The organism is Kribbella speibonae (assembly GCF_004331375.1).
In the GTDB taxonomy this organism is placed as follows: Bacteria; Actinomycetota; Actinomycetes; order Propionibacteriales; family Kribbellaceae; genus Kribbella; species Kribbella sindirgiensis.
Genome location: NZ_SJKC01000010.1, coordinates 169,800 through 191,852, shown reverse-complemented (window position 1 = coordinate 191,852; position 22,053 = coordinate 169,800). Strand labels below are relative to the sequence as shown.

General features: G+C 69.8%; 23 protein-coding genes. 16 read left to right on the top strand and 7 right to left on the bottom strand.

What is annotated here, in order from left to right; all coding sequences use genetic code 11:
• Complete coding sequence (locus E0H92_RS43415) at positions 1-3,486, bottom strand: UvrD-helicase domain-containing protein (protein WP_131500421.1); 3,486 nt, start codon at positions 3,484-3,486, stop codon at positions 1-3.
• The gene (locus tag E0H92_RS43410) at positions 3,479-6,550 is read right to left on the bottom strand and encodes a PD-(D/E)XK nuclease family protein (RefSeq protein ID WP_131500420.1); all 3,072 of its coding nucleotides are present in this window, start codon (positions 6,548-6,550) and stop codon (positions 3,479-3,481) included. Before E0H92_RS43410 ends, E0H92_RS43415 begins: the two co-directional genes overlap by 8 nt.
• A gap of 221 nt (positions 6,551-6,771) precedes the next feature.
• Between E0H92_RS43410 and E0H92_RS43405 the strand changes: the two genes are divergently transcribed.
• The 9 genes from E0H92_RS43405 to E0H92_RS43365 all read left to right on the top strand — a co-directional run bounded on the left by E0H92_RS43405 (position 6,772) and on the right by E0H92_RS43365 (position 13,698).
• A complete protein-coding gene (locus tag E0H92_RS43405; protein WP_131296019.1) occupies positions 6,772-6,981 on the top strand; it encodes a hypothetical protein in 210 nt (69 codons plus the stop codon).
• 7 nt (positions 6,982-6,988) lie between these two features.
• Entirely contained in the window at positions 6,989-7,381 is a 393-nt protein-coding gene (locus tag E0H92_RS43400) for a VOC family protein (protein ID WP_131462932.1), read from the top strand.
• 98 nt (positions 7,382-7,479) lie between these two features.
• Complete coding sequence (locus E0H92_RS43395; RefSeq protein ID WP_238152807.1) at positions 7,480-10,212, top strand: FtsK/SpoIIIE domain-containing protein; 2,733 nt, start codon at positions 7,480-7,482, stop codon at positions 10,210-10,212.
• Positions 10,209-10,886: a hypothetical protein gene (locus tag E0H92_RS43390; RefSeq protein WP_131462934.1), complete on the top strand. Its 678-nt coding sequence runs from the start codon at positions 10,209-10,211 to the stop codon at positions 10,884-10,886. Before E0H92_RS43395 ends, E0H92_RS43390 begins: the two co-directional genes overlap by 4 nt.
• Before the next feature lie 18 nt (positions 10,887-10,904).
• Positions 10,905-11,165 (top strand): hypothetical protein, encoded by a 261-nt coding sequence (locus E0H92_RS43385; protein ID WP_130388988.1) that lies wholly within the window; start codon positions 10,905-10,907, stop codon positions 11,163-11,165.
• Positions 11,166-11,181: 16 nt separating this feature from the next.
• Positions 11,182-12,423, top strand: a complete 1,242-nt coding sequence (locus E0H92_RS43380; protein WP_131500419.1) for a hypothetical protein — start codon at positions 11,182-11,184, stop codon at positions 12,421-12,423.
• Positions 12,423-12,911 carry a hypothetical protein gene (locus E0H92_RS43375; protein ID WP_131462936.1) on the top strand — a complete coding sequence of 163 codons (489 nt, stop codon included), beginning with the start codon at positions 12,423-12,425 and terminating at the stop codon, positions 12,909-12,911. Before E0H92_RS43380 ends, E0H92_RS43375 begins: the two co-directional genes overlap by 1 nt.
• 206 nt (positions 12,912-13,117) lie before the next feature.
• Complete coding sequence (locus tag E0H92_RS43370; protein WP_420323273.1) at positions 13,118-13,309, top strand: hypothetical protein; 192 nt, start codon at positions 13,118-13,120, stop codon at positions 13,307-13,309.
• A complete protein-coding gene (locus E0H92_RS43365) occupies positions 13,306-13,698 on the top strand; it encodes a hypothetical protein (RefSeq protein WP_238151631.1) in 393 nt (130 codons plus the stop codon). The genes E0H92_RS43370 and E0H92_RS43365 overlap by 4 nt, the downstream gene beginning before the upstream one ends.
• Before the next feature lie 97 nt (positions 13,699-13,795).
• Here E0H92_RS43365 and E0H92_RS43360 read toward each other — a convergent pair whose 3' ends face one another.
• Positions 13,796-14,101: a hypothetical protein gene (locus E0H92_RS43360; RefSeq protein ID WP_131500418.1), complete on the bottom strand. Its 306-nt coding sequence runs from the start codon at positions 14,099-14,101 to the stop codon at positions 13,796-13,798.
• A gap of 190 nt (positions 14,102-14,291) precedes the next feature.
• Here E0H92_RS43360 and E0H92_RS43355 point away from each other — a divergent pair, with 190 nt between their 5' ends.
• Positions 14,292-15,281 carry a Rossmann-fold NAD(P)-binding domain-containing protein gene (locus E0H92_RS43355; RefSeq protein ID WP_131500417.1) on the top strand — a complete coding sequence of 330 codons (990 nt, stop codon included), beginning with the start codon at positions 14,292-14,294 and terminating at the stop codon, positions 15,279-15,281.
• An 11-nt stretch (positions 15,282-15,292) separates the two neighbouring features.
• Positions 15,293-15,784 (top strand): metallophosphoesterase family protein, encoded by a 492-nt coding sequence (locus tag E0H92_RS43350; protein WP_131500416.1) that lies wholly within the window; start codon positions 15,293-15,295, stop codon positions 15,782-15,784.
• A 98-nt stretch (positions 15,785-15,882) separates the two neighbouring features.
• On the opposite strand, the gene E0H92_RS44585 is transcribed toward E0H92_RS43350, so the two are convergent.
• Positions 15,883-16,038 (bottom strand): hypothetical protein, encoded by a 156-nt coding sequence (locus E0H92_RS44585; protein WP_165546543.1) that lies wholly within the window; start codon positions 16,036-16,038, stop codon positions 15,883-15,885.
• Positions 16,039-16,056: 18 nt separating this feature from the next.
• Here E0H92_RS44585 and E0H92_RS43345 point away from each other — a divergent pair, with 18 nt between their 5' ends.
• The 3 genes from E0H92_RS43345 (at position 16,057) to E0H92_RS43335 (ending at position 18,526) form a co-directional block, all read left to right on the top strand.
• Positions 16,057-16,692 (top strand): C40 family peptidase, encoded by a 636-nt coding sequence (locus tag E0H92_RS43345; RefSeq protein ID WP_131500415.1) that lies wholly within the window; start codon positions 16,057-16,059, stop codon positions 16,690-16,692.
• A 69-nt stretch (positions 16,693-16,761) separates the two neighbouring features.
• The gene (locus E0H92_RS43340) at positions 16,762-17,994 is read left to right on the top strand and encodes an exonuclease domain-containing protein (protein WP_131500414.1); all 1,233 of its coding nucleotides are present in this window, start codon (positions 16,762-16,764) and stop codon (positions 17,992-17,994) included.
• A gap of 10 nt (positions 17,995-18,004) precedes the next feature.
• Positions 18,005-18,526 carry an orotate phosphoribosyltransferase gene (locus E0H92_RS43335; protein WP_131500413.1) on the top strand — a complete coding sequence of 174 codons (522 nt, stop codon included), beginning with the start codon at positions 18,005-18,007 and terminating at the stop codon, positions 18,524-18,526.
• On the opposite strand, the gene E0H92_RS43330 is transcribed toward E0H92_RS43335, so the two are convergent.
• Positions 18,498-19,460, bottom strand: a complete 963-nt coding sequence (locus E0H92_RS43330; protein ID WP_131500412.1) for an AraC-like ligand-binding domain-containing protein — start codon at positions 19,458-19,460, stop codon at positions 18,498-18,500. The two genes, E0H92_RS43335 and E0H92_RS43330, sit on opposite strands and share 29 nt — an antisense overlap.
• A 139-nt stretch (positions 19,461-19,599) precedes the next feature.
• On the opposite strand from E0H92_RS43330, the gene E0H92_RS43325 reads away from it, so the two are divergent.
• Positions 19,600-20,394, top strand: coding sequence for an alpha/beta hydrolase (locus E0H92_RS43325; protein ID WP_131462944.1), 795 nt, complete (start codon positions 19,600-19,602; stop codon positions 20,392-20,394).
• Complete coding sequence (locus E0H92_RS43320) at positions 20,391-21,170, top strand: MBL fold metallo-hydrolase (RefSeq protein WP_202874128.1); 780 nt, start codon at positions 20,391-20,393, stop codon at positions 21,168-21,170. The genes E0H92_RS43325 and E0H92_RS43320 overlap by 4 nt, the downstream gene beginning before the upstream one ends.
• On the opposite strand, the gene E0H92_RS43315 is transcribed toward E0H92_RS43320, so the two are convergent.
• Both E0H92_RS43315 and E0H92_RS43310 read right to left on the bottom strand, forming a co-directional pair.
• On the bottom strand, positions 21,167-21,421 hold the full coding sequence (locus E0H92_RS43315) for a hypothetical protein (RefSeq protein ID WP_131462946.1): 255 nt from the start codon (positions 21,419-21,421) through the stop codon (positions 21,167-21,169). The genes E0H92_RS43320 and E0H92_RS43315 overlap by 4 nt on opposite strands.
• 61 nt (positions 21,422-21,482) lie before the next feature.
• Positions 21,483-21,971 carry an FBP domain-containing protein gene (locus E0H92_RS43310; protein ID WP_131500410.1) on the bottom strand — a complete coding sequence of 163 codons (489 nt, stop codon included), beginning with the start codon at positions 21,969-21,971 and terminating at the stop codon, positions 21,483-21,485.
• Positions 21,972-22,053 lie beyond the last annotated feature (82 nt).

Below are 22,053 nucleotides of genomic sequence, written 5' to 3'. Positions count from 1 at the left end.
TCAGATGCTGCGTTCGACGGCGCCGCTGGGGTTGAGGAAGAGGAGGATGGGCGGGGCCGTGTTGGGGAGGATCTTCGCGTAGGCCTGGAGTTGGGGGGCGTAGTACTCGACTCGGGCGTCCAGGGCCGCGCTGGGGATGGCGTCGGTTTTGTAGTCGACGATGGTGAGGCGGCCGTCGTCCTCGCGGTAGATGAGGTCGACGAAACCTTCGAGGACGGTGCCGTCGGGTTGCACCGTACCGACGTACGACTCTCGCCAGTGGTCGCGGGCGGCGGCGCGTTTCACCACGTCGGATGCGAGTGCCGAGCGGACGAGCGCGGTGACGACGTCGGCGTACTCGAGGACGCCCTCGGCGAGGCACTGCGTGGAGACGGCGGCTTCGAGGCCGGCTCCGGTGGAGAGGTCGACGACCTGGAGTACTGCGTGCACTGCGCGGCCGATCGCTGTGCCGTAGCGGCCCTTGGACCAGGGCGGGAGCTCGAGGTCGCGGGGGCCCTTCGCGGTGCCCGGGTCGGAGGGGTCGGCGGCGAAACCCTCATCGCGGGGGTGCTCCGAGGCGGGGGTGGCCAGGGCTAGTTGTGGGGCGGTGCCTTCCAGGCCTGAGGCGGACTGGGCTGAGTGGGCTCGGCTGGCCGACCGCGCGGCGGTGGCTCGGGTTTCCCACTCGGTGCGGGAGAGCGGTGGCGTGACTTCGGGGTTGGCGGTCGGTTCGCGGTCGGGGACCGGTGGGCCGGTGAACAGGGTGGCGTGGGGTGCGTCGACGCCGCCGGCGGTGGCGAGGAGTTCGGCGTTGCTCGTGTGGCGGCGGTTGCCGGAGCGGTGGAGTGAGACGACCAGGTGGTCGCGGGCGCGCGTCGCGGCGACGTACAGGAGGCGGCGGCGTTCGTAGTCGTCCATCTGCTCGTCGACGGGCTGGACGAGGTCGAAGTCCTCGGTCTGGACGGATGACTTGAGCTTCACCGCGTACCCGCCGGGCAGCGGCCACAGGACCTGGACGCCGCGCTGACGGTTCGGGGAGGCAGTCATGCCGGACAGGATCACGATCGGGAACTCGAGGCCCTTCGCGGCGTGGATCGTCATCACCCGGACCGCGTCGGCGTCGGTCTCGGGAAGGACGGCCTCGGCGACGCGGGACGTCTCCTCGCCCTGGTGGGCGGCCCAGGCGAGGTACGAGCGGAGGCCGCCGTGTTCGACCTCGGACCAGGCGCGGGCCTGGTCGACGACGAACCGGATCCGGCGCCAGGCGTCGCGGGCGCGGGGGCCGATCGCGGCGACTTCCAGCATGCGGCGGTCGGCGACGATCTTCGCGAGGATCTCGCTGGGGGTGAGCCAGCGCGCCGCGTAGTACGTCCGGCGGAGCCACTCCATCGCCTCGCCGACCGGGTGGGTCAGCAGCGAGTCCGGGATCGGCGCGTTGAGGAGGAACCTGCCGCCGTTGACCTTCCAGGTGTACAGGTCGTCGTCGCCGCAGCCGAACAGTGGCGAGCGGAGCGTGGTGACGAGGGCGAGCTGGTCGCTGGGATCGCCGAGCGCGCGGGCGCAGGCGAGCAGGTCGCGGACCTCGGCGGTCTGGTAGACCAGCGAGCTGGCTTCCGCGCGGTACGGGATGTCGGCGCGGTCGAGAGCGTCTTCGAGGAACGGGAGCGAGGTGCGGGCCGGTACGAGGACGGCGATGTCTCCGGCTTCCGCGGGACGCCAGGTTTCCGCGCGGTCGTCGTACACCAGCCAGCCTTCGCGGAGCGCCTCCTCGATGACCGCGGCGACGTCGGTGGCTTCGCGTTCGCGGAGGACGGAGGCCTGCGCGCGGGGCAGGTCGTCGTGCGGGGTGGCGCCGAGAATCGTGACGGCCGGACCGGCCGCTGGGTCTTCTTCGGCCGGTGGTTCGGGCGGTACGTCGGTGCCGCGCCGGCGGAACGGGAGGACGGCCGCGAGATCGCTCACCTGATCTTCGGCGTCTGAGGAGAGGTCGAACATCGAGAGCTGATCGCCCTTGACGGGAGCATCGGGTGGCGGGACGGAGGCGGCACCCGAGCGTGCAGGGCGCGAGGCGTCAGCAGGGCTGGTGGAGGTCGGGCCGGCCGAGGTCGGGTTGGTGCGGTGGGCGGAGAGGGACTGGTACGACGGCTGGGCGGACTCGTGGGCCTGGATGAGGGTGCCGAACACCGTGTTGATCCAGCTCAGGATCGGCGGCACTGTGCGGAAGTTCGTGGTGAGCGCGACGGTTTCGCCGAGGAGCTGCTGGGCGGTGAGGTACGTCGCGATGTTGGCTCGCCGGAACCGGTAGATCGACTGCTTCGGGTCGCCGACCACGAACAGCCTCCCCTCCGGGACCTCGACGTCGTGCCAGTCGGTGGCGTCCGCGTCGGCGCCGCCGGCGATCCGCACCGCGAGCTCGATCTGGATCGGGTCGGTGTCCTGGAACTCGTCGAGCAGTAGCCGTTCGAAACGCTCCTGGAGGTCCGCGCGTACGTCGGGGTCGCGCCGGAGCAGATCGCGCGCGAGCACCAGCAGGTCGTGGAACTCGAGCCGCCCCTCGGTGCGCCGGAGCTCGGCCGACTCCAGCACCCGCTCCGCGATCCAGTGCGAAAGATGCCGCAGGCAAGCGTCGAGGAGCAGCTCGACGAGCGAGCCGGCGACCTCGACGACCTCGGTGCAGTCCGCGCGAACCTTGGCGATGTCCGGCCAGTTCTCCTTGCGCCCGATCCGGCCCACCTTCAGGCCGCGGAACGTCTGCAGCAGCGCGAGCTGGGTCTCCTGATCGGACGCCGCGTCCAGCGTCAGGCCGAGTTCGCGGATCTGCTGGACCTTCGGCAGCAGCCGGTCCTCGGGGTCCAGGCAGGACTCGGCGGCCGCGCCGATCTGCGCGGCCGCGGCGATCAGGCCGCTGAGGTCCGGCATCGCGACGAGCTCCGGCGGCTCGACCAGAACCCGGTCTGCGATCAGGTCCCAGTCGTTGCCGAACAGGCGGGCCAGCGATCGCAGATGCTTCAGCTCGACCCCGACTGCCATCGCGAGCAGCAGCGGCTCGGCGATCGAGTCGTCGTCGAGCAGTTGCTGCTGCAGCTCGGCCCAGCGTTCTTCGAAGGCGACCGACGAGCCGACCTCGTCGAGGACGTCGATGAGCGGCGGCAGCCCGGCCTCGATCGGATGCGCGAGCAGGATCTGCTGCGCGAACGCGTGCAGTGTGCCGATCGACGCCGAATCCAGATCGTCCAGCGCCGCGTCCGCAAGCTTTCCGGCATCACTGCGACGCGCCTTCTCGAACTCGACCCGCAGCCGGTCCCGCAGCTCCGCCCCGGCCTTCTCGGTGAAGGTCACGGCGGCGATCGTTCGCAGCGGTACGCCGTCCCGCAGCACGAGCGTGCTGACCCGCTCGACCAGTGCGTGCGTTTTCCCGGATCCGGCGCCCGCTTCGACGAACAGCGTGGTGTCGGTGTCCGACCGGATCCGGTCCCGAGCGGGCCCGTCGAGTAGCTGTTCACTCATCGACGGCCTCCAAGGCAGTCGGGTCGATGAGCCGCACCAACCGCTCGAGCACGGGGTCGTGGCGTTTGCGGTCCCACCGCGCCCGGACCTCGCTATGGCCGAGGCTGTCGGGGTTGCAGTACGGGCACTGGACCCACAGGAAGTCCGGCACCTCGGGCGCCTTCGGCGGGAAGTGCCCGGCCGCGATCGACGACACGATCACGTCGAGCGTGTCGACGTACCGGGCCTCGACCTCGGGGGTGAGCGGGACCGGGATCCGTTTGCCGCCGCGGCGGACGAACCAGTACGACGCCTCGACCGGGGTGGACTGTTCACCCAGCCGCGCGCGGGCCGCGTACGCGTACACGGGCAGCTGCAGTTTGGTGCCACCCGCGACCGGGTCCGCCTCGATGCCCTCGTACCGCGAGAAACCGCCGGTCTTCACGTCCGTCACGTAGATCGTGCCGTCCGCGCCGAGGTCCACCTTGTCGGCCGATCCGCGCAGCAGCACCCGCCCGGACGGCACCGGGATCTCGACCGGGGGCTCGCCGTCGAACCCGAACGTCAGCTCGCTGGCCACCACCGACGCGGACCGCGACGCACGCCAGCGGTCGTCGTCGGTGAGCAGCACCATCAGGTCGCCGAGGATCCGCAACCGCTCACGCTGCCACAGCCGGGGATGCCCGGTCAGGCCCTCCGCCTCGAACTGGTCCGCGAGGTCCGCCCCGATCGCCAGCAGCAGCGACCGCTGCTCCTCCGTCCACGGCTCGCCGTACCCCGGCAGCGAACCGGCCAGCCGTGTCACGAACGCGTCCAGACTGTTGTGGATCAGGTTCCCGACCTGGATCGGTGAGATGACGAGCAGATCCTCGGGCGCCTCCAACGGCTCCACCTGCAGCAGCCGCTCGACGAAGTACGCGTGCGGGCACGTCGCGTACGACTCCAGCGACGTCGGTGACGCGATCCGATCCTCGACCGCGAACTCGGGCAGCCCCGAAACCCCGGACAGGTCACCGTCGAAGCGCGTGAAGGCAGCCGAAGCACGCCCTCGCAGCAACTCCCGCGCCCGCACCAGAACACCGTCCTGAACCCACAGCCGGGCCGCCGCCGCCCGCGTCTGCCACTCCTGCTCGGTGGCCGGCATCGTTGCCGTCGTCAACGAACCGGCGTACGACGCCGACGTCTGCAGCACCTCGCCGTACCGGTCCCACTGCGTCGCAGGCAACGCGTGATCACCGGTCAGTTCGCGCAGCGACCCGAGCAGCCAGCGCGTCGGCAACCGCCGCGACGACCGTCGCAGATCGCCGCGCGGGAACGACGCGACCACCCGCGCACCGGCCGAGAACGCGACCAGCAGATGCCGCTGCTTCTCGTCCAGACGATCCCGGAACGACGCCAACTCCGGCGCGGCCGCCTCTCGCACCCGATGGGGGAGCAGCGCGTCCTCGTGGACGCGCCCCGGATACAGGTCCTCGGACAGACCCACGACGTACACGATGTCCGCGGACAACCCGACACTCGCCGACAGCGGTGCCACCAGGACGCCGGTCCCGAAGGTGCCGACTCGGGGCAGCGACTGCTGCAACTCCAGGTCGAGGACATCCCGCAGTACGGCGAGACTGGCCGGCGTGCCGAGCTCGTCGAGCGTCGACAGACCCTTCAACGACCCCTCGACCGCGGCCGCGGCGTACTGCTCCTCGATCGGCAAGGACGAATAGTCCCCGAGCAAGTCGTGGAACAGCTGCAGCACACCCTCGGACAGTGAGGCCCACGTGTCCAGCGCAGCCAAGCTCCCAAGCCGTTGACGCAAGGTCGAAGCAAACGTATGCAAGCGCTCCGCCGTCGACGCGTTGTACTGCGCGCGCCGTACTGCGGCCGGCCGTGGGTCCTCGGCCGCCTCCTCCTGGTCAGCGGTCCGCCGCTCCGACTGCGCATACCGAGCCAGCCGCGTGTCCCAGTCGTCCCCGCGCACCACTCCGGCCGCCCGTGACATCCGCTCCCACTGCGGCACCGGGATGCGTTCGCCGGTGAAGTCCCGGGTCGGCGCGTTCGCCAACGCGCGGAACACGTCGGCTCGCGGCAGGTCCTGATCGACCAGCGCGAGGACTTCGAGGAGCGTCCGCGCGATCGCCCGCTCGTGCACCGGACGCGTGCCGGGACCGTTCACCTCGATGCGCGCGGCCGCCAGGTGCTCGTGCAGCAGACGCGCGTACGGCGAGGCCGCGGCGTACAGCACCGCGATCCGGTGTGCCGGCGTGTGCTGCAACGCCGAGACGACGTCCCGCACGACGCACCGCACCTCGTCGTCGGCGTCGGACGCGTTGAGGATTTCGGTCGCGACCGGATAGTTCTTCGAGATCGACGTCGGCAGGTCGATCCCGATCCGGTCGAGCGATCGCCGGACGGCGCGGTCGGCGCGGCGTACGTCGGTCAGTCCGACGATCACCGTGAGATCGGCGGCCGCTTCGCCGAGCGCGGCGACGAACGCGGCCTCGGACTGGGTCAGCTCCTGCGGGAGATAGAGGACCAGTGCGCCCAGCTCGTCGACTGTGGAAGGCGAGGCCGCGATCCGGGACGCGGCGGCGCGGAGCAGATCGGTCGCGTCGTACCAGTCCGCTGCCAGCTCGGCGGTCACGTGCCGATGCAGGCGGACCAGATCGGGGCCGAGCGCCGAGGCGTTCGCGACCTTGTCGAGCGCCGGCTCGGTGAGATCGCGGAGCTCGCGATGCGCTGAGGCAAGCGCTTGGATGGTCGACGGGTGCTCGGCGACCTCGTCGAAGATGCCGGGCGCCTTCGCGAGCGCCGTCCGCCAGGTGGCCGCCACGATCGGACGGGTCGCGGGACGTCGCGGCGACAGCAGCCCCGCGGCGATCTGCTCGGCGAGTCGCTCGAGGGTCGCCAGGTACAGACCGGCGACCGTCGTCCGGGCGAGGTGGCGGCGGGCGATCACGCCGGCCAGGTTGTTCGGCAGGAGGAGGGTGACAGGGGTCATCGGATCGTCGGCCTTGAGCCGCGCGACGACGGCTTCCAGGCGCTCCAGAGCCGCGGCGCCGTACGCCGTGCTCTCGATCCGGGCGGTACCCACCAGGACCTCCAATCCCTCGACTCTCACCGCAGACGCTAAACCCTCCCACGGACACAAACCGAAACACCCCGCGGCCGGGCGGTGGACAACCCGACTTTGAGAAGCCACCAACCAGAAATCCGCCACGAAAATGGTTGGTGGCTTCTCAAAGTTGATGCCGGCGACGGCGGCGAAACGCCGTTGGCGGCGCGGGGGTGGCGGCTGCCTCGCACAATGAAGAAATGACCCGGGAGACGAGGTTCGCACGGTTGGTGCTCGTGCTCGTCTTCGCGCCGGCCGGCGGGCTGTTCGGCAAGGCCGTCGCCGAGGCCGCGCAGGTCCGGCCGTGGTGGCCGTGGCTGCTCGCCGCGCTGGTCTGGCTGCTGGTTTCCGGCGCGATCGCGGCAGGGATCTCGACAGCCGTGTCGCACCATCACGCCGAGCACAGATAATGCTCCGATGGCTGCCGCGGTGCATCACGTCGAGATCTGGGTCCCGGACCTGTCCCGGGCCGTCACGAGCTGGGGCTGGGTGCTCAACCGGCTCGGCTGGAAGGACGGTGACGGCTGGCCGGGCGGCATGACCTGGACCGCCCCGGACGGCTGTTACGTCGTCGTCGAGCAGAGCCCGGCGCTGTCGGCCGCCGAGCACGACCGGATGCGGCCGGGGATGAACCATCTGGCGCTGAACGCGGCCGACCGGGCCGAGGTCGACGGCATCGTCGCGGAGGCCGCCGAACACGGCTGGACGCTGATGTTCGCCGACCGCCATCCGTACGCCGGCGGCCCGCAGCATTACGCCGCCTTCCTCCACAACACCGACGGCTACGAACTGGAGATTGTCGCCCCGTGAGACTACTGATGCCTGAGTGACCACTGGGACTGCCGGTATGACATGGTTACACCAGGCAGTTTGTACGGTCGCGGGGCAAGTGTGGAAGGACGATGCTCGTGACGGAGAAGCCTGACGGGGGACCGGTTGCGCCGGAGCTCCTGGAAGCGCGGATCCGCGGTTTGCAGCACGCGCTGGGGCAGTTGCTGGACAACGCACGGCGGCTGACGTACGGCGAGCATCAGCGCGCCGTGAAGCTGCATCGTCAACTGCAGGAGCAGACCGCCGCCGCCCGGCGTGAGTCGCGGTCCCTGGTCGACGCGAAGACCGCGGAAGCGTTGTCCGACGCCGAGCCGAAGGCGCGACTGCTCGCGGACCGGCTCGCACCGGGTCTGGCCTCGATCCCGCCGAACGACGCCCGCTGGCGTTCGCGTCAACTGGTCGGCGCGGGCGTTCCGGCGTACGTGCGGGTCGGCGAACTGGAGGCCGGTACGCCGGTGGTCGCGCCGCTGCTCCGCACCAACGGCTGGAAGGTGACCGGCGACCGCAACGAGTCGGCGCGCCGCCTGCTGCAGAGCGTCGCGCTGCGACTCGTGGCGGCGGCCGAACCGTTCCGGCTGCGCATCGACGCGTTCGATCCGCGCTTGACCGGGATGATGGGGCTGCTCGGTCACCTGACCACGAAGTACCCGCAATTGGTGCCCAGAGCAACACATACCGCGGAGCAGCTGCACACCGTGCTGTCCGGGCTCGTCGACGTGTCGTCGCTGCGCGCGAGCCGGCAGGCGCAGCTCGGGCACGAGCGCTTCGAGGACCTGCTGAAGGAGACCGGGCAGGTCACCGATCCCTACCGGATCGTCGTCCTGTTCGACTACCCGTCCGGGATCGACACGCTCGCCCAGCGGGACCTGCTCCGGCTGGCCGCGACCGCGGGCAAGCGCGGGATCTGCTTCCTCGTGCACTACGACGCGTCGACGGCGGCCGAGCTCGACGTGGACTCGAAACAGTTGCTCGATCTCCTCAATCCGGTGGCCATCGTCAACGATCGCGTCGAGATCGCGCAGCTGCCGCCGGCCCGGCTCGATCCGGCGTTCGACGCGACCGTTGCCGCGGGCATCTGTGACGTGATCGCCGAGCAGGCCGAGATCGCCGTCCTCCCGACCATTGACTTCGACCGGACCCTGCCGGACCGTTCGACCTGGTGGCAGCCGGTCAAGGACGAGGTCGGGACGGTGATCGGGTACGACGACCGCACACCGGCGCTGGTGCGGTTGCGCAGCGGCAACCCGGCGCTGCCGCACGTGCTCGTCGGCGGCGCGGTCGGCCAGGGCAAGTCGAACCTGCTGCTCGTCCTGATCCACGGTCTCGCCGCGCGGTACTCCCCGGCCGACCTCGAGATGTACCTGCTCGACTTCAAGCACGGTGTCGAGTTCTCGGCGCTCGGCCCCGGCCCGGACCGGCCGCACTGGCTGCCGCAGATCCGCGTGCTCGGAGTGCACAGCGACCGCGCGTTCGGTCTCGCCGTACTGCGTCATCTGTCCGACGAGCTCGCGCGGCGCAGCGAGATCTTCAAGTCGCATGGGAACGTCGCCGATATCGCGGAGCTGCCCCCGGGCCCGGATCGGCCGCCGCGCATCCTCGTCGTACTGGACGAGTTCCAGGTGCTGCTCGAGGACGACGACGAGTTGGCGGACGAGGCGGCCAAGCTGCTGGAGCGATTGGTGCGGTTGGGGCGTGCGTACGGCGTTCACGTCGTCCTGGCGACGCAGACGATCGAGGGTGTGAAGCGGCTGTCGACGCGGCGGGACTCGATCTTCGGGCAGGTGCCGTACCGGATCGCCTTGAAGACGACGCCTGCCGATTCGCAGGCGATTCTGCGCAGCGGGAACACGGCGGCGGCCGAGCTGCAGTTCCGCGGCGAGGCGGTGCTGAACGCGAACTTCGGGTCGCCGGACGACAACCAGCACGTGCTCGTGAGCTACGCGGACAAGCCTGTACTGGACTCGCTGCGAGAGGAGCTGTGGACGCGCGCGGGTTCGGCCGTGCATCCGCCGCGGGTGTTCCATCTGGCTGAGCCGGCGCGGTTGACGGACACGGCGACGGCGGTGAAGCCCGAATTGGGGCGGCCGTGGACCGGGTTGCCGATCGCGGTCACCGAGGAGCCGGTGTCGGTCGAGGTACGACCGGAACCCGGCGCCGGCGTACTGGTACTGGGGGACGGGCCTCCGGACGCGCTCGGCGTACTGACGGGGCTGGCGGTGTCGACGGCCGCGTCGGCCGTGGAGCCGCCGCAGTTCCTCTTCATGGACGGTACGAACTCGGCGCCGTCAGTTGCTGAGGGCAAAGATGCGTTGGTGCAGGTGCTGCGGGAGCTCGGGTGCGAGGTCGAGACCGTGGACAAGCACGACGACATCGCGCCGCGGCTGTTCGCGCTGCGAGACGCGATGCGCAGCGGGGAGGCCGGCGGGACGTACCTGATCGGCTTCGGGTTCCACGGCGTACCGCGGATGCAGTTGCATGCCGAGGGGTACTTCGAGAGTCCGGCGAACGCGTTGCAGGACATCGTGCGGGACGGGCCGGCGCAGGGCCTCATCACGTTCGGGTGGTGGAACCGGCTGCACGTGTGCACCGAGCAGCTCGGGTACGGGCGCGCGAACGTCGCGACCCACCTGTTCCTCCGGCACCCGCAGGACGGCGTACGCGCGGTGGCCGGTCCGCTGGTGCGGTGGGCTTCCGAGCCGCATCGGGCGTTGTTGTGGGACGGGCTGCATCCTGAGGCACAGGTCGTCGTACCGTTCGCCGCACTGCGGTCGGACGAGGTGGATCGCGCCGTGGAGCTGGTACGCCGATGAAGACTGTGGAGCAGGAGTGGTCCGAGTACGTGCGCGCGCTGCGGACCGTCGCGATGGCGCGGGCCGACGCGCAGCAGGCACAGGACCGGGTGACGGCGCACAAGTCGAAAGCCGAGGCGACCGCGGCCGCCGAGGCCGACGCCATGGCCGAACGCGGACGGAAGCTGCAGACCCGGCTCAACTCGCTCGCCGACAAGGCGGCCGAGAGTTTGCAGCGCGCCGGGCTGCCCGCTGACGGCAAACGGGCGAACCACACGCTGCCCGAGATCCGCGCGCTCAACGACATCGAGACCGTCGCGGAGCGGATCACCAAGCAGCTCGCCGAGTCGGTCGACCAGCTGGAGGAGCTGCGGACGGCGGCCCGGGCGCTCCAGGAGCAGCGCAAGCGGCGTACCATCAGCGCGGTCCTGGCACTGGTCGGGTTCGTGCTGGTGTGGGTGCTCACCGGATCGTTCCTGGCCGGGGTCGAGGCCGCGGCGATCGCCGCCGTCACGATGCTGGCCGCGTCGCGGGTGCTCGGGCTGCCACGGCTGCCCGGCGCGCGCTGGTGGGGCTGGGGCGGCGCGGTCCTCGTCGTCGTCGCGATGGCGGCCGGTCTGCCGTGGTGGCTCGGGATCCTGGTCCCGGTCGTCGTGGCCGGTACGGCGATCGTGCTGCCGAAGAAGCGCAACTAGGTTTGGGAGTGGGTTGAGGTGTCCGACGTACTGCGGCTCAAGGAACAGCTGCACCAGGTCTCGATGGAGGCCAAGCAGGCAGCCGGTGGCCTGGCCGGATTCAAGCTCCGGTTCACGCAGCACAGTCAGTTGGTGGAGAGCCTGATCGCGGGCACCGCCACCGGCATCGACCGCGACATCACCGAGATCCTGGAGGCCGCGAGCAAGGCCGTCGAGCAGGCCGCCGAGGCGCTGGAGATCGCCTCGGCCGGCTGCAAGAACTACGCCGACCAGATCTGACGCCCGAGCCACCAAGGTGCCGTCCGAGCTGCAGCGGGTCGCCCGCGGCCTGATCGACTGCTTCGACGAGATCCCCCGCGTCGTCGACCAGCTCCTGCGGACGGCGGCGCGCTGCCGGGAGAACGCACAGGTCGCGCTGATCGCGTCCCGCGGGCAGGCGACCGTCGCCGCCCAGCAGCTCGACGCCGCCGCACGGGCCTGCGAAGCCGCGGCGCACTTCCTGTCGATGGCGCCGCCCAAGGCGCGCGGCTGGGCCGAAGGCCTGGTCGGTACGGCGGGACCGTCGACCAACCGCCCCTCGTCCGATTCCGCCGACCGCAACAAGTCCACCAGCGGCACCGGCGCCGAGATCCGCACGCGACGCCTGACCGCGACGTACGAGGACCTGGAAGTTGCCGAGGACAACGAGCCGCCGCTCGTCACGGTCGCCCGCAAGGCCTTCGAGAACTACCACAAGACCCACGAGAAGGACGACGACGAGGAACGCGACGACGAGAACCTCCTCGAGCTCGAGATCACCGTCACCGAATCCGGCGAGGTGATCTTCGAGGAACCGGACGAGAAGGACGACGAGAAACGCACCGACCGCCTGGTTCGCGACTTCGAGATCGACCCCGACCTCACCGAAGCCGTCAAGACCCTCCTCGAGGAGATGGCCGACGAGGACGCCGAGAAGTGGGAACACGCCACCCTCACCATCACCACACACCAGATCGAACTCACCGTCGCCGACCGCGAGACCCCCCGTTTCCAGCCACTCGTCGTCGACATCGAGCTGCCGGAGCTCCCCACCGTCGACTTCGACCCGGCCTTCGACTTCCGCCCGATGGGGGCCGACTTCACGCCAGGTGTCCACGACCCCGAGAACTCGTTCAAGCCGAAGGAACGGGCGATTGCGGACCGCCTGGCAGCTGAGGGGTGGCGGATCGACGCGAGACTCGCAGATCACACCCAGGACCGATCGAAGAATCCGGACGTCATGGTGCGCAAGGCCCAGGACGTGGACGGGGTGATCATCGAGTTCAAGACCCTGGAGAGCGGCAAGTCCAATGCGGTCAAGCGGAACATCCACGAGGCCACCGAGCAGGCAGGAGAGCGCGGCGAGATCCTGATTGACGGCAGGACGGTCGGTCTTTCGGAGGACGTCGCGTTGAGATCGTTCCGCAGAGCCCTCGGTCAGCCAGGCGGGCGGGTCGCGGGAGTCGTTCATGTCATCCTCGGTGACGGGCGTCTGATCACATACACGAAGGAGCAGTGATGTCCACCAGCGACACCATCTTCTTGGCCGGCGGCGAACCGCCCGACTCGGTGGCCGCACGGCTCGCGGACGCCCTGCGGCTCGAGCGGGTGGATGACCCGGGGTTGACCGAAGGCGAGCACTTCTTCCGCGGCCCCGCCCGGACGGTCGAGGGAAGAGTTCTGCTGGTGGTCGGTCCCAACATCTACGGTGAGCAGGATCCCGAGCCCGAGGACGTCTCGGCGATCGATCGGTACACCGGTGTTGTCCACGTCCGGATCGCGGGTTCGCGGAATGAGGAACGGCAGGCGGACGAGGCCCGAGCGATCTTCGACGAGCTGGCGGCGGCTCAACCCTCGACCGCCCTCGTCCTGGCCCACGCCATGTCCTGGATCGTCGCGGCGTACCTCCCGGGCCGCGGCGTCCACACCTTCCCGCCGGAGACCTCGCTCGACGTCGAGGACATCGACACCTGGGCGCCCTGGGTCGTCGGTTCTCACGATGGGTGAGATTTCCCGGAGAATCCGCGTCATGAACGGCTGCGGGAGCCGTCACTACCTGTGAACCCATCCCCACAGGGAAGTGGAAGTGATTGACGTGAAGGGTTTTCGTGTTAGGTCGCTGATGGGATCCGGCTCGACTCGGTGCCGGGTGTATTGAGATGCCTGACGGTGGTGATCCGCGCCCGGCTGCCGTCCGGGTGGAGCGTCGTCGGGTGAGGGTCTGGTTCGGGGACCATGTGGTCGCCGACTACCGGGCCGAAGCGGAGCTGGCCGAGCGGTACGCCGCGGCCATGTCGCGCAGGTTCGCCGGGTTGCGGGTGACCAGTGACCCGGTGCCGGACCACGATCCAGGACCGGAACGGAAGCTGCCGGGGGAGCGGCTCTGGGAGGTAGCGCCGAAATGAGCTCCCGTCGCTTCCGGCTGATCCGTCATCAAGATGTCTCCGGTGTCAGCGGCACCGGACCCGTCGCCGAGGGTGTGCAGTTCACCGACGGCGCGGTCGCGCTCCGCTGGTACGGCGACTATCCGACCACGACCGTCTGGGACGGTATCGACTCCGTCGTCGCGATCCACGGGCACGGCGGGGCCACGACGGTCGAGTGGCTCGACCCCGAACGGGGTCCCGATCCCGACCTCCAGCTGCCGCCCCGCGAGTCCCTCCCGCCGCGGCCGTGGCCGGACCTGCACTCGGCGCCCGAGCCGCAGGACCCCGACCCGCTGCACTCCGACCGCGACCTCGGCCCGTACGGCGCCGCGCCGCCGTCCACGTCGTCGTACCGCGCCTTCCGCTGAGGTCCCGATCCACCGGTGCCAGCTCAACCCCTCCCGGCACCGGTCACCTCGGTACGGCGTACGCCCGGGCGAGCCGGCGTACGCCGTACCTGAGGATTCAATCCATCGACGCGACCTGGTCGAGGTTGTAGAACGTGGCGGGACCGTCGCAGAGTTCCATCATCTTCTCCGACATCTCCGTGGTGTCGGCGCGCTGTGAGTTCTCCATCGCCGCCTCGTACGACTCGAACTCGACGATCGCGAAGTAGCGCCCCGGCTCGTCGCGGTCGGCGCAGGTGGTGCCGCGGGTCGGCGCGGGTCCGTCGCCCTCGGCCTCGCGTTTCGCGCGGAAGTCCTCCATCAGCGCCGCGACCTCGTCCGGCTTGGACGTCCGGTACTCGATGATCTGAACAAAAGCAGCCATCACTTCCCCCTGTTGCCGCAGACACTCACCCCTGAGTGTCCTTGTGGTTCGACAGTGCGCCCGGATCGCCTGCCTGGCAAGGGGGCGACGATTACGGTGACGTGACGAGGGCAACGAATCACGCACGGCAGTTTCTGCCCTCGGCAGAGGCGCCTGGGAAATGCGGGCCGGGCCTGATTGGCTGGCCCGCATGGAGATTCTGATCCTCGGTGGTACGGCGTGGCTCGGTCGGGAGATCGCGACGCAGGCGGTCGCGCGCGGGCATGCGGTGACGTGTGTGGCCCGTGGCGAGAGCGGCACGGTGGCGGACGGCGCGACGTTGGTCGCGGCCGATCGCAGCAGCCCGGACGCGTACGACGCGGTGCCTGTCCAGGACTGGGACGCGGTGTTCGAGGTCTCGTGGCAGCCCGGTTTCGTGAAGGGCGCACTCGCGGCGTTCGGTGCCCGCGCCAAGCATTGGACGTACGTGTCGTCGGTGAACGCGTACGAGAAGTACGACACGCCCGGCGCGGACGAGACCGCGGCGCTGCGGGAACCGACCGCGGAGGACGTGGCCGATCGGGAGCTGTACGGCGAGGCGAAGGTCGCGTGTGAGCTCGCCTCGCGCGAGATCGTCGGGGATCGGCTGGTGATCGCTCGCGCCGGTCTGATCGGTGGCCCGGGGGACGGCACCGATCGTGCGGGCGCCTGGGTCGCGCGGGCTGCGCGGGCGCCGGAGGAGCCGTTGCTGGTGCCCGACACGCCCGAGCTGACGACGGCGGTGATCGACGTACGGGACCTCGCTGGATGGCTGCTGGACAACGCGACCGAGGGGCGCACGGGGACGTTCGACACGTTCGGACCGGTGGTGCCGTTCGGTGAGTGGATCGAGTTGGCGCGGGAGGTCGGCGGCCACACCGGGCCGGTCGTCCTGGCGCCGCGGGAGTGGCTGGAGGAGCAGAAGGTCGAGCAGTACATGGGGCCGGACTCGTTGGCGATGTGGCTGACCGAGCCGGGCTACGAGGGCTGGTCGTCCCGCAGCGGTGCGGCGGCGGCCGCGGCCGGCCTCGTCCACCGATCCCGCCGGGAGTTCGTCGAGGACGCCCTCGCCTGGGAGCGCGAGCTCGGCCTGGACCGCGAGCGGAAGGCGGGCCTCAGCCCAGCCAAAGAGAATGAGTTGATCAAGGCACTGAACGCGTAGAGAGTAGCCGCATGCGCCTCGTGCTGATCTCGGACACTCATCTGCCGATGCGGGCGAAGAAGCTGCCCGCGCCGGTGTGGGATGCGATCGATGACGCCGACGTGGTCATCCATGCCGGCGACTGGGTCAGCGTCGAGCTGCTGGACGAACTGGAGTCACGCGCGGCCCGGCTGGTGGGGTGCTGGGGCAACAACGACGGACCCGAGCTGCGGGCGCGCCTGCCAGAGATCGCGCGGGTGACGCTCGACGGGCTGTCGGTCGCCGTGGTGCACGAGACCGGCCCGGCCAAGGGGCGTGAGGATCGCTGCGCGGCGGCGTACCCAGGGATTGATCTGCTCGTGTTCGGCCACAGTCACATCCCGTGGGACACGACCGCGCCCGGTGGGCTCCGGCTGCTGAACCCGGGGTCGCCGACCGATCGCAGGCGGCAGCCGTACTGCACGTACCAGACCGCGACGATCACCGCCGGCCGGCTGCAACAGGTTGCCTTGCACAACCTTTAAGTTGCGTACTGCAACGACCACAGGCCGGGCAGACGTGGACGGCGCCGTACCACCGAGTTACGGCGCACCACGACTGCCCGGCCGGTTTGTCGCCGGGGTCAGGCGTTGGCTGCTTCCTTGACCCGGGTCTTGAGGCGATCGCGGACCTCTTCCGGCGTGTACGCACGGCGCTTCCGCTCGCCCCGGGCGATCACGACACCCGTCGCGGCGACGCCGACGAGTCCCGCAAGCCCTACCACCTTCCATACCTTCATGCCGACTAACCTAGCGACGTGACCAGCCGGATTTCACTGGATGACGCTACGGAACTGACACGAACAGGTGACATTTGGCTGTTCCGCGGTGGGAGCGCCGCGGATCGCGCCATTCAGCTGACCACCAACAGCCCGGTCAACCACGTCGGGATGGCGGTCGTCGTCGAGGACCTCCCGCCGCTGATGTGGCACGCGGAACTGGGTCGCTCGCTCCCGGACATGTGGACCGGCCAGCATCAGCGTGGTGCGCAGTTGCACAATCTGCGCGACGCCGTGCTGGTGTGGGCTCGCAAGTACGGTCAGCAAGCCTGGCTGCGGCAGCTCGACCATCCCGTCACACGGGAGATGGAGGACGCGGTACTGCGGACGGTCGCCCGCCTGGACGGTACGCCGTTCCCGTCGACGGCCCGGCTCGCGTCGCGCTGGGTTCGCGGACGGGTGCCGGCGGTTCGGCGCGGATCGCGTGAGCTCGAGCTGGAGTCGGCGTACTGCGCCGAGGTGGTCGCGGTGACGTACGAGGAAATGGGACTGCTGCGCGGGCGGAAGCTCAACTGGTACGACCCCGGGCGGTTCTGGAGCGGCGACGAGCTCCAGCTGGCGCACGGAGCGCGGCTCGGCGAGGAGATCGAGGTCGACATCCCGGCCGATACCTGACGTGACGGAAACTGTCGGCGGCGTGTGATTGGGTTGTCTCAGTCGGTCAGCGAGCCGGAGGAGGCCTGGATGTACGCCGTCATCGACACCGAGACGACCGGTCTGCTGCCGACCCATCGGCACCGGATCATCGAGATCGCCGTCGTGCTGCTGGACGCGCGCGGGCGGGTCGAGCGCGAGTGGGTGACGTTGCTGAATCCGCAACGCGATCTGGGACCGCAGCACATTCACGGGATCCTCACCGCCGACGTGCTGGCGGCGCCGGAGTTCCGGGACATCGCACGGCAGCTGGGCGAGCTGCTCGCCGGGCGGATGGTGGTCGGGCACAACGTCGAGTTCGATCTCGGATTCCTGCGGGCCGAGTTCGCGCGGCTCGGTGTCACCGTTCCGCTGATCACCGAGCGGTCGATGTGCACGATGGCTTTGGCCGGGTATCTGCATCCGGGCGCCAAGCGGACCCTCGGCGCCTGTTGCGCCGCGGCCGGGATCTCGATCGAGGGCTGGCATTCGGCGTTGGCGGACACCCGCGCGACGGCGGAGCTGTTCGCTCAATACCTCGGGGCTTTCGCGGCGCCGCCACCCTGGCAGTGGGCTTATGAAGAGGTGCGCCGGTTGCCCTGGCCGGATCTTCCGGGCACGGACGTCGCGCCGACGGTGCGGCCGGTGCATGCCGGTGGTCGGCACGGCTGGATGAGTCGGCTTGTCGACCAGTTGCCACGCGTCCCGGAGCCGCCGCAGGCCGACTCGTACCTCGTCCTCCTCGACACGCTCCTCGCCAACCGGGAGCTCACGGCGGCCGACGCCGACCAATTGGTGCAGGTGGCAACCGAGCTGGGCATGACGCGCCCACAGGTCGATCACCTCCATCGGTGGTACGTGTCCGCGCTCGCGACCGCGTCGTGGGGGACCGGCGAGATCTCACCCGACCAGCGCAGCGATCTCGACCAGGTCGCGGTGATGCTCGGGCAGCGCGCGTCCGACGTCGACGAGGCGCTGCTCCGCGTGAGCGCCGGGAGGTACGTCGTACCGGATCGTCCTGGGGCGCGCGGGTATCCGCCGGGGAGCACGCTCGTGTTCACCGGGGACATGGTCCAGCCGCGCGAGGTGTGGTGGGACCGGGCCGTGGCGGCCGGGTTCGTGCCTCAGGAGGCGGTCCGCCCGGACACCACGTTCGTGGTCGCCGCCGACGTGGACAGCCTGTCGGTCAAGGCCCGCGCGGCCCGCGAGTTCGGCATCCCGATCATCTCGGCCGACGACTTCCGCCGGATGCTCCCCACCACCGAGGAACGCAAGGCGGGTTAAGGTGCTCGGCGTGGAGCTTGTGGAGCTGGGCCGGCGCATCTACTCGACTGCTCATCTGACCGGAGAGTTTCTCCTGCGGTCGGGGCAGACGACGAACGAGTACTTCGACAAGTACCGGTTCGAGGCGGACCCGGTGCTGCTGGACAAGGTCGCCGAGGCGATGGTTCCGCTGGTGCCCGCGGACACCGAGGTGCTGGCCGGTCTGGAGATGGGCGGGATCCCGGTGGTGACCGCGCTCGCGCGTCATACCGGTTTGCCGTGCGCGTTCGTCCGCAAGCAGGCGAAGCCGTACGGGACCGCTCGGCTCGCCGAGGGTGCCGAGATCGCCGGCCGCGTGGTGACGATCGTCGAGGACGTGGTCACCACGGGCGGCCAGATCGTGCTGTCCACCGGCGAGCTCCGCGCGCTCGGTGCCCACATCACCGATGCCCTGTGCGTCATCAACCGCAACCCGGATACCCCCGCTCCGCTGACCGAAGCCGGCCTGACCCTGCACGCCCTTCTCAAGAGCGAAGACCTGTCTGACCGCTAGTGCGCCACTCGCGCGGAGTGACACCGTAAGCCTGGCGGAAGCGTCGAGTGAAGTGAGCCGCGTCGTCGAATCCCCAGCGCGCCGCGATGACCGCGACCGGGAGGTGCCTGCTCGCGGGATCGGTGAGTTGCCGTGCGGCGCCCTTCAGCCGCTCCGTGATCAGCCACTGTTCGAGGCTGCGGTGATGCTCGGCGAACAGCTTGTACAGGTACCTAACCGACACGTTGTGGGCCGCCGCGATCTGCGCGGGACTGAGCGCCGGATCCCGGAGATGCCTCCGCAGGTACCAGGTGATGCGAGAGAACAGTACGTCGGCCAGCGCGGGCGGCTCGCTGTCGCTGTCCGCGGCGGACGTGAGCAGAGCGCGGACGAGTTGCGTGGTGGCGTCGCCGATCATCGCGGCCGACGGAGTGTCGTGCAACGACTCGAGGATCCCCGGCAGCGCGGTGAGATGGTTCAGGACGAGGTCGTACACCGGGCTGCTCGGCAGCCGCGAAGCCGCCGCGCGGATCGTCTCGACGCTGAGTCCGAGGTCGGCGTAGTCGATCTGGAACGCCTGCGACGCGCCGATCCCGCTCCAGGTGAAGTCGTACGGCGCGGTCAGGTCGACGAGCATCAGCTCACCGGTCCGGACCCGCTGATCACGGCCGCCCTGGCTGAACACGCCTGACCCGGTCACCTGCACCGCAAGAGCCAGCCGCTCCGGGCCGCCGATGCGGACATGCTTCGGCGTCCGGACGAGACGGATCCCGGAGCCCTCGTTGCGGAACAGGTCCGGTGTGCCGAGCTGCCAGAAGTCCATCCGTGCGTGGACGTCGCCGTCCGGGTCCTCGTGCTCGACGCGCGACGGCACGCTCGCGGACATCATCGCCGAGTAGAACGCCTCGGCCCGGTCCCGCCGCGGTAGCACAGCGGTATTGAGCAGCACGGCCATCTTGCCCCCTCCACCCCTGGCGATCTGGTGGGCGAACTGTGCACACACAGCCCAGATCCGTGCAGACAGATCCTATCGAGCACGACGTACCGGCCACTACGGTTTCGGCAAACCCGGCGGGAGGGAAGGGGACGCGATCATGCCTGCTGACACCATCGTGCTGGTGCACGGTTTCTGGGTGACACCGCGGAGCTGGGAGCACTGGATCAGCCACTACGAGGCGCGTGGGTTCCGCGTGCTGGCGCCGGCGTACCCGGGGTTCGAGGTCGAGGTGGAGGCGTTGAACGCCGACCCCGAGCCGATCCTGAAGGTGACCGTACCGGCCATCATCGAGCACCTCGAGTCGGTGATCCGCGAACTCGATCAGCCGCCGATCATCATCGGGCACTCGGCCGGCGGGGCGTTCACGCAGATCCTGCTCGACCACGGCTGCGGCGCCGCCGGGGTCGCGATGAACTCGGCGCCGACCGAAGGCGTCAAGGTGGTGCCGTTCTCGCAGGTGAAGTCGACGTTCCCGGTGCTGAAGAGCCCGGCGAACCGGCACAAGGCGATCCCGCTGTCCTTCGACGAGTGGAAGTACGCGTTCACGAACACGTTCGACGACGACGAGGCCCGGGCGCTGTACGAGCGATACGCCATCCCGGCGAACGGCGGGATCCTGTGGGGCAGTGTGCTGGCGAACTTCCAGCCCGGCCACCAGGACACGTGGGTCGACTACCGCAACGACGCCCGCGCCCCGCTGCTGTTCGTCTCCGGCTCCGAGGACCACATCATGCCGCCGGAGGTCCAGCGCTCGAACGCGAAGCACTACAAGTCGAACACGATCACCGAGATCCGTGAGTACGACGGGTACGCGCATCTCCTGCCCGCGCAGGAGGGATGGCAGCGGATCGCGGACGAGGTCCTCGACTGGGCCGTGCAGCACGCGTCGTGAGCGAGGCGCGGATCACCCACATCGGCGGTCCGACGACGTTGATCGAGGTCGACGGCTGGCGGCTGCTCACCGATCCGACGTTCGACCCACCGGGCCGGCGCTACGCATTCGGCTGGGGCTCGGCGTCCCGGAAGCTGGTGGGACCGGCGGTCGCGGTCGACGAGTTGCCGCCGATCGACGCCGTTCTGCTCACGCACGACCAGCACGCGGACAACCTGGACGACGCCGGCCGGGCCCTGCTGCCCTCGGTCGGGGCGGTGGTCACGACCTCGAGCGGCGCCAAGCGGCTCGGAGGCGGTGTGGTCGGGTTGCGGCCGTGGGCCGTTCACACCCTGCGGCGGAGTGGCCTGCCGCCGCTGGAGATCACTGCGACGCCGTGTCGGCACGGGCCGCCGCTCAGCCGTCGGATCACCGGTGATGTCGTCGGCTTCGCTCTGCGGTGGCCGGGACAGGAGCACGGCGTCCTGTGGATCACCGGAGACTCCGTGCTGTACGACGGTCTGCGGCAGGTCGGCACGCGCTTCGACGTGGGTACGGTGCTGCTGCATCTCGGCGGTGTGCAGTTCGGGGTCAGCGGCCCGCTGCGGTACACGATGACCGGCGCCGACGGCGTGGAGTTGTGTTCGCTGCTCAAGCCGCGCACGGTCGTCCCAGTGCACTACGAGGGCTGGAGCCACTTCCGTCAGGGACGTGACGGCATCGAAGCCGCCTTCTCGGGTGTGGGTCCGGAGCTCAGTTGGCTCGACCTCGGGAAGACGGGCAGGGTTCCGATCTAGTCCTCGTCGGGGAGGGACTCGATCTCGAAGCGGAGTTGTTTGCCGGAGCGGATGCGTTCGATCGCGGACAGGCAGGCATCGTCGCTCATCTCGACGCCGATCTCGCCGAGCTTGTGGCGCAGCACCCGGGCGGCATCCTCGGCGGAACGGGCGCTGGACTCGTTGATCGCCTCGATCGTTGTCGCGGTGAGCCGCTCGCGAATGTCCGGGTGCGTCTGGTGGATCTCATGAGTGATCCGGAACTCGGTCATCGCGCTCTCTCCCTGGTGCTCCCCGCGCCGACTGTGCACCCCCAGCCTAGTGCGGTTGACGTCACCCGAGGACGCGCTGAACGAAAGTCTCCAGGCGAGTCGCGAGACGTTCGGCCCGGACGTCCGGCCCGGCTGTTTCGCCCTGTGGCAGGTCGAGTTCCTTCAGGCCGCGGATGTACAGCGAGCAGGCCAGGTCGGCGCAGATGTACATGCCGACGGTGTTGCCCTCCCGCCCGGCCGAACCCGCCCGCCGGGCCACGAACAGCGCGACGTCGCTGACGTGGTGCGCGGTGTTGCACAGGTCGCACAGTCCGGCGAACCGGCGCGCGGCGCCCGACGTCTGCGTGCTGACCGCGATCCCGGTGACACCCGCGTCCCGCCGTACGACGACGTACCCGCGGTTCGGCGCCTTGCCGTCGCGCCAGCCGAGGAAGTCCAGCGACTCCCAGTCCAGCTCGGCGAACCTCGGCGGCAGCGCCATCGCCTTGACCTGGCTCTTGGACGAATTGACGAACGAGCGCCTGATGTCCTCGGCGCTGAGCGGTTCCACGACGGTCCTCCGATCTTCGACCACCCATGAGATAAGGCGGGCCGCGCACAGCGCAAGCGGATTTGGGACACGCCGGGGCGGA

Bases quoted from the DNA above. Each gene is read 5' to 3' on its own strand.
- E0H92_RS43350 (WP_131500416.1), top strand. From the start codon at position 15,293: ATGCGCCTCGTGCTGATCTCGGACACTCATCTGCCGATGCGGGCGAAG.
- E0H92_RS43340 (WP_131500414.1), top strand. From the start codon at position 16,762: ATGTACGCCGTCATCGACACCGAGACGACCGGTCTGCTGCCGACCCAT.
- E0H92_RS43390 (WP_131462934.1), top strand. From the start codon at position 10,209: ATGAAGACTGTGGAGCAGGAGTGGTCCGAGTACGTGCGCGCGCTGCGG.
- E0H92_RS43365 (WP_238151631.1), top strand. From the start codon at position 13,306: ATGAGCTCCCGTCGCTTCCGGCTGATCCGTCATCAAGATGTCTCCGGT.
- E0H92_RS43330 (WP_131500412.1), bottom strand. From the start codon at position 19,460: ATGGCCGTGCTGCTCAATACCGCTGTGCTACCGCGGCGGGACCGGGCC.
- E0H92_RS43415 (WP_131500421.1), bottom strand. From the start codon at position 3,486: ATGAGTGAACAGCTACTCGACGGGCCCGCTCGGGACCGGATCCGGTCG.
- E0H92_RS43405 (WP_131296019.1), top strand. From the start codon at position 6,772: ATGACCCGGGAGACGAGGTTCGCACGGTTGGTGCTCGTGCTCGTCTTC.
- E0H92_RS43360 (WP_131500418.1), bottom strand. From the start codon at position 14,101: ATGGCTGCTTTTGTTCAGATCATCGAGTACCGGACGTCCAAGCCGGAC.
- E0H92_RS43315 (WP_131462946.1), bottom strand. From the start codon at position 21,421: ATGACCGAGTTCCGGATCACTCATGAGATCCACCAGACGCACCCGGAC.
- E0H92_RS44585 (WP_165546543.1), bottom strand. From the start codon at position 16,038: ATGAAGGTATGGAAGGTGGTAGGGCTTGCGGGACTCGTCGGCGTCGCC.
- E0H92_RS43400 (WP_131462932.1), top strand. From the start codon at position 6,989: ATGGCTGCCGCGGTGCATCACGTCGAGATCTGGGTCCCGGACCTGTCC.
- E0H92_RS43355 (WP_131500417.1), top strand. From the start codon at position 14,292: ATGGAGATTCTGATCCTCGGTGGTACGGCGTGGCTCGGTCGGGAGATC.
- E0H92_RS43325 (WP_131462944.1), top strand. From the start codon at position 19,600: ATGCCTGCTGACACCATCGTGCTGGTGCACGGTTTCTGGGTGACACCG.
- E0H92_RS43375 (WP_131462936.1), top strand. From the start codon at position 12,423: ATGTCCACCAGCGACACCATCTTCTTGGCCGGCGGCGAACCGCCCGAC.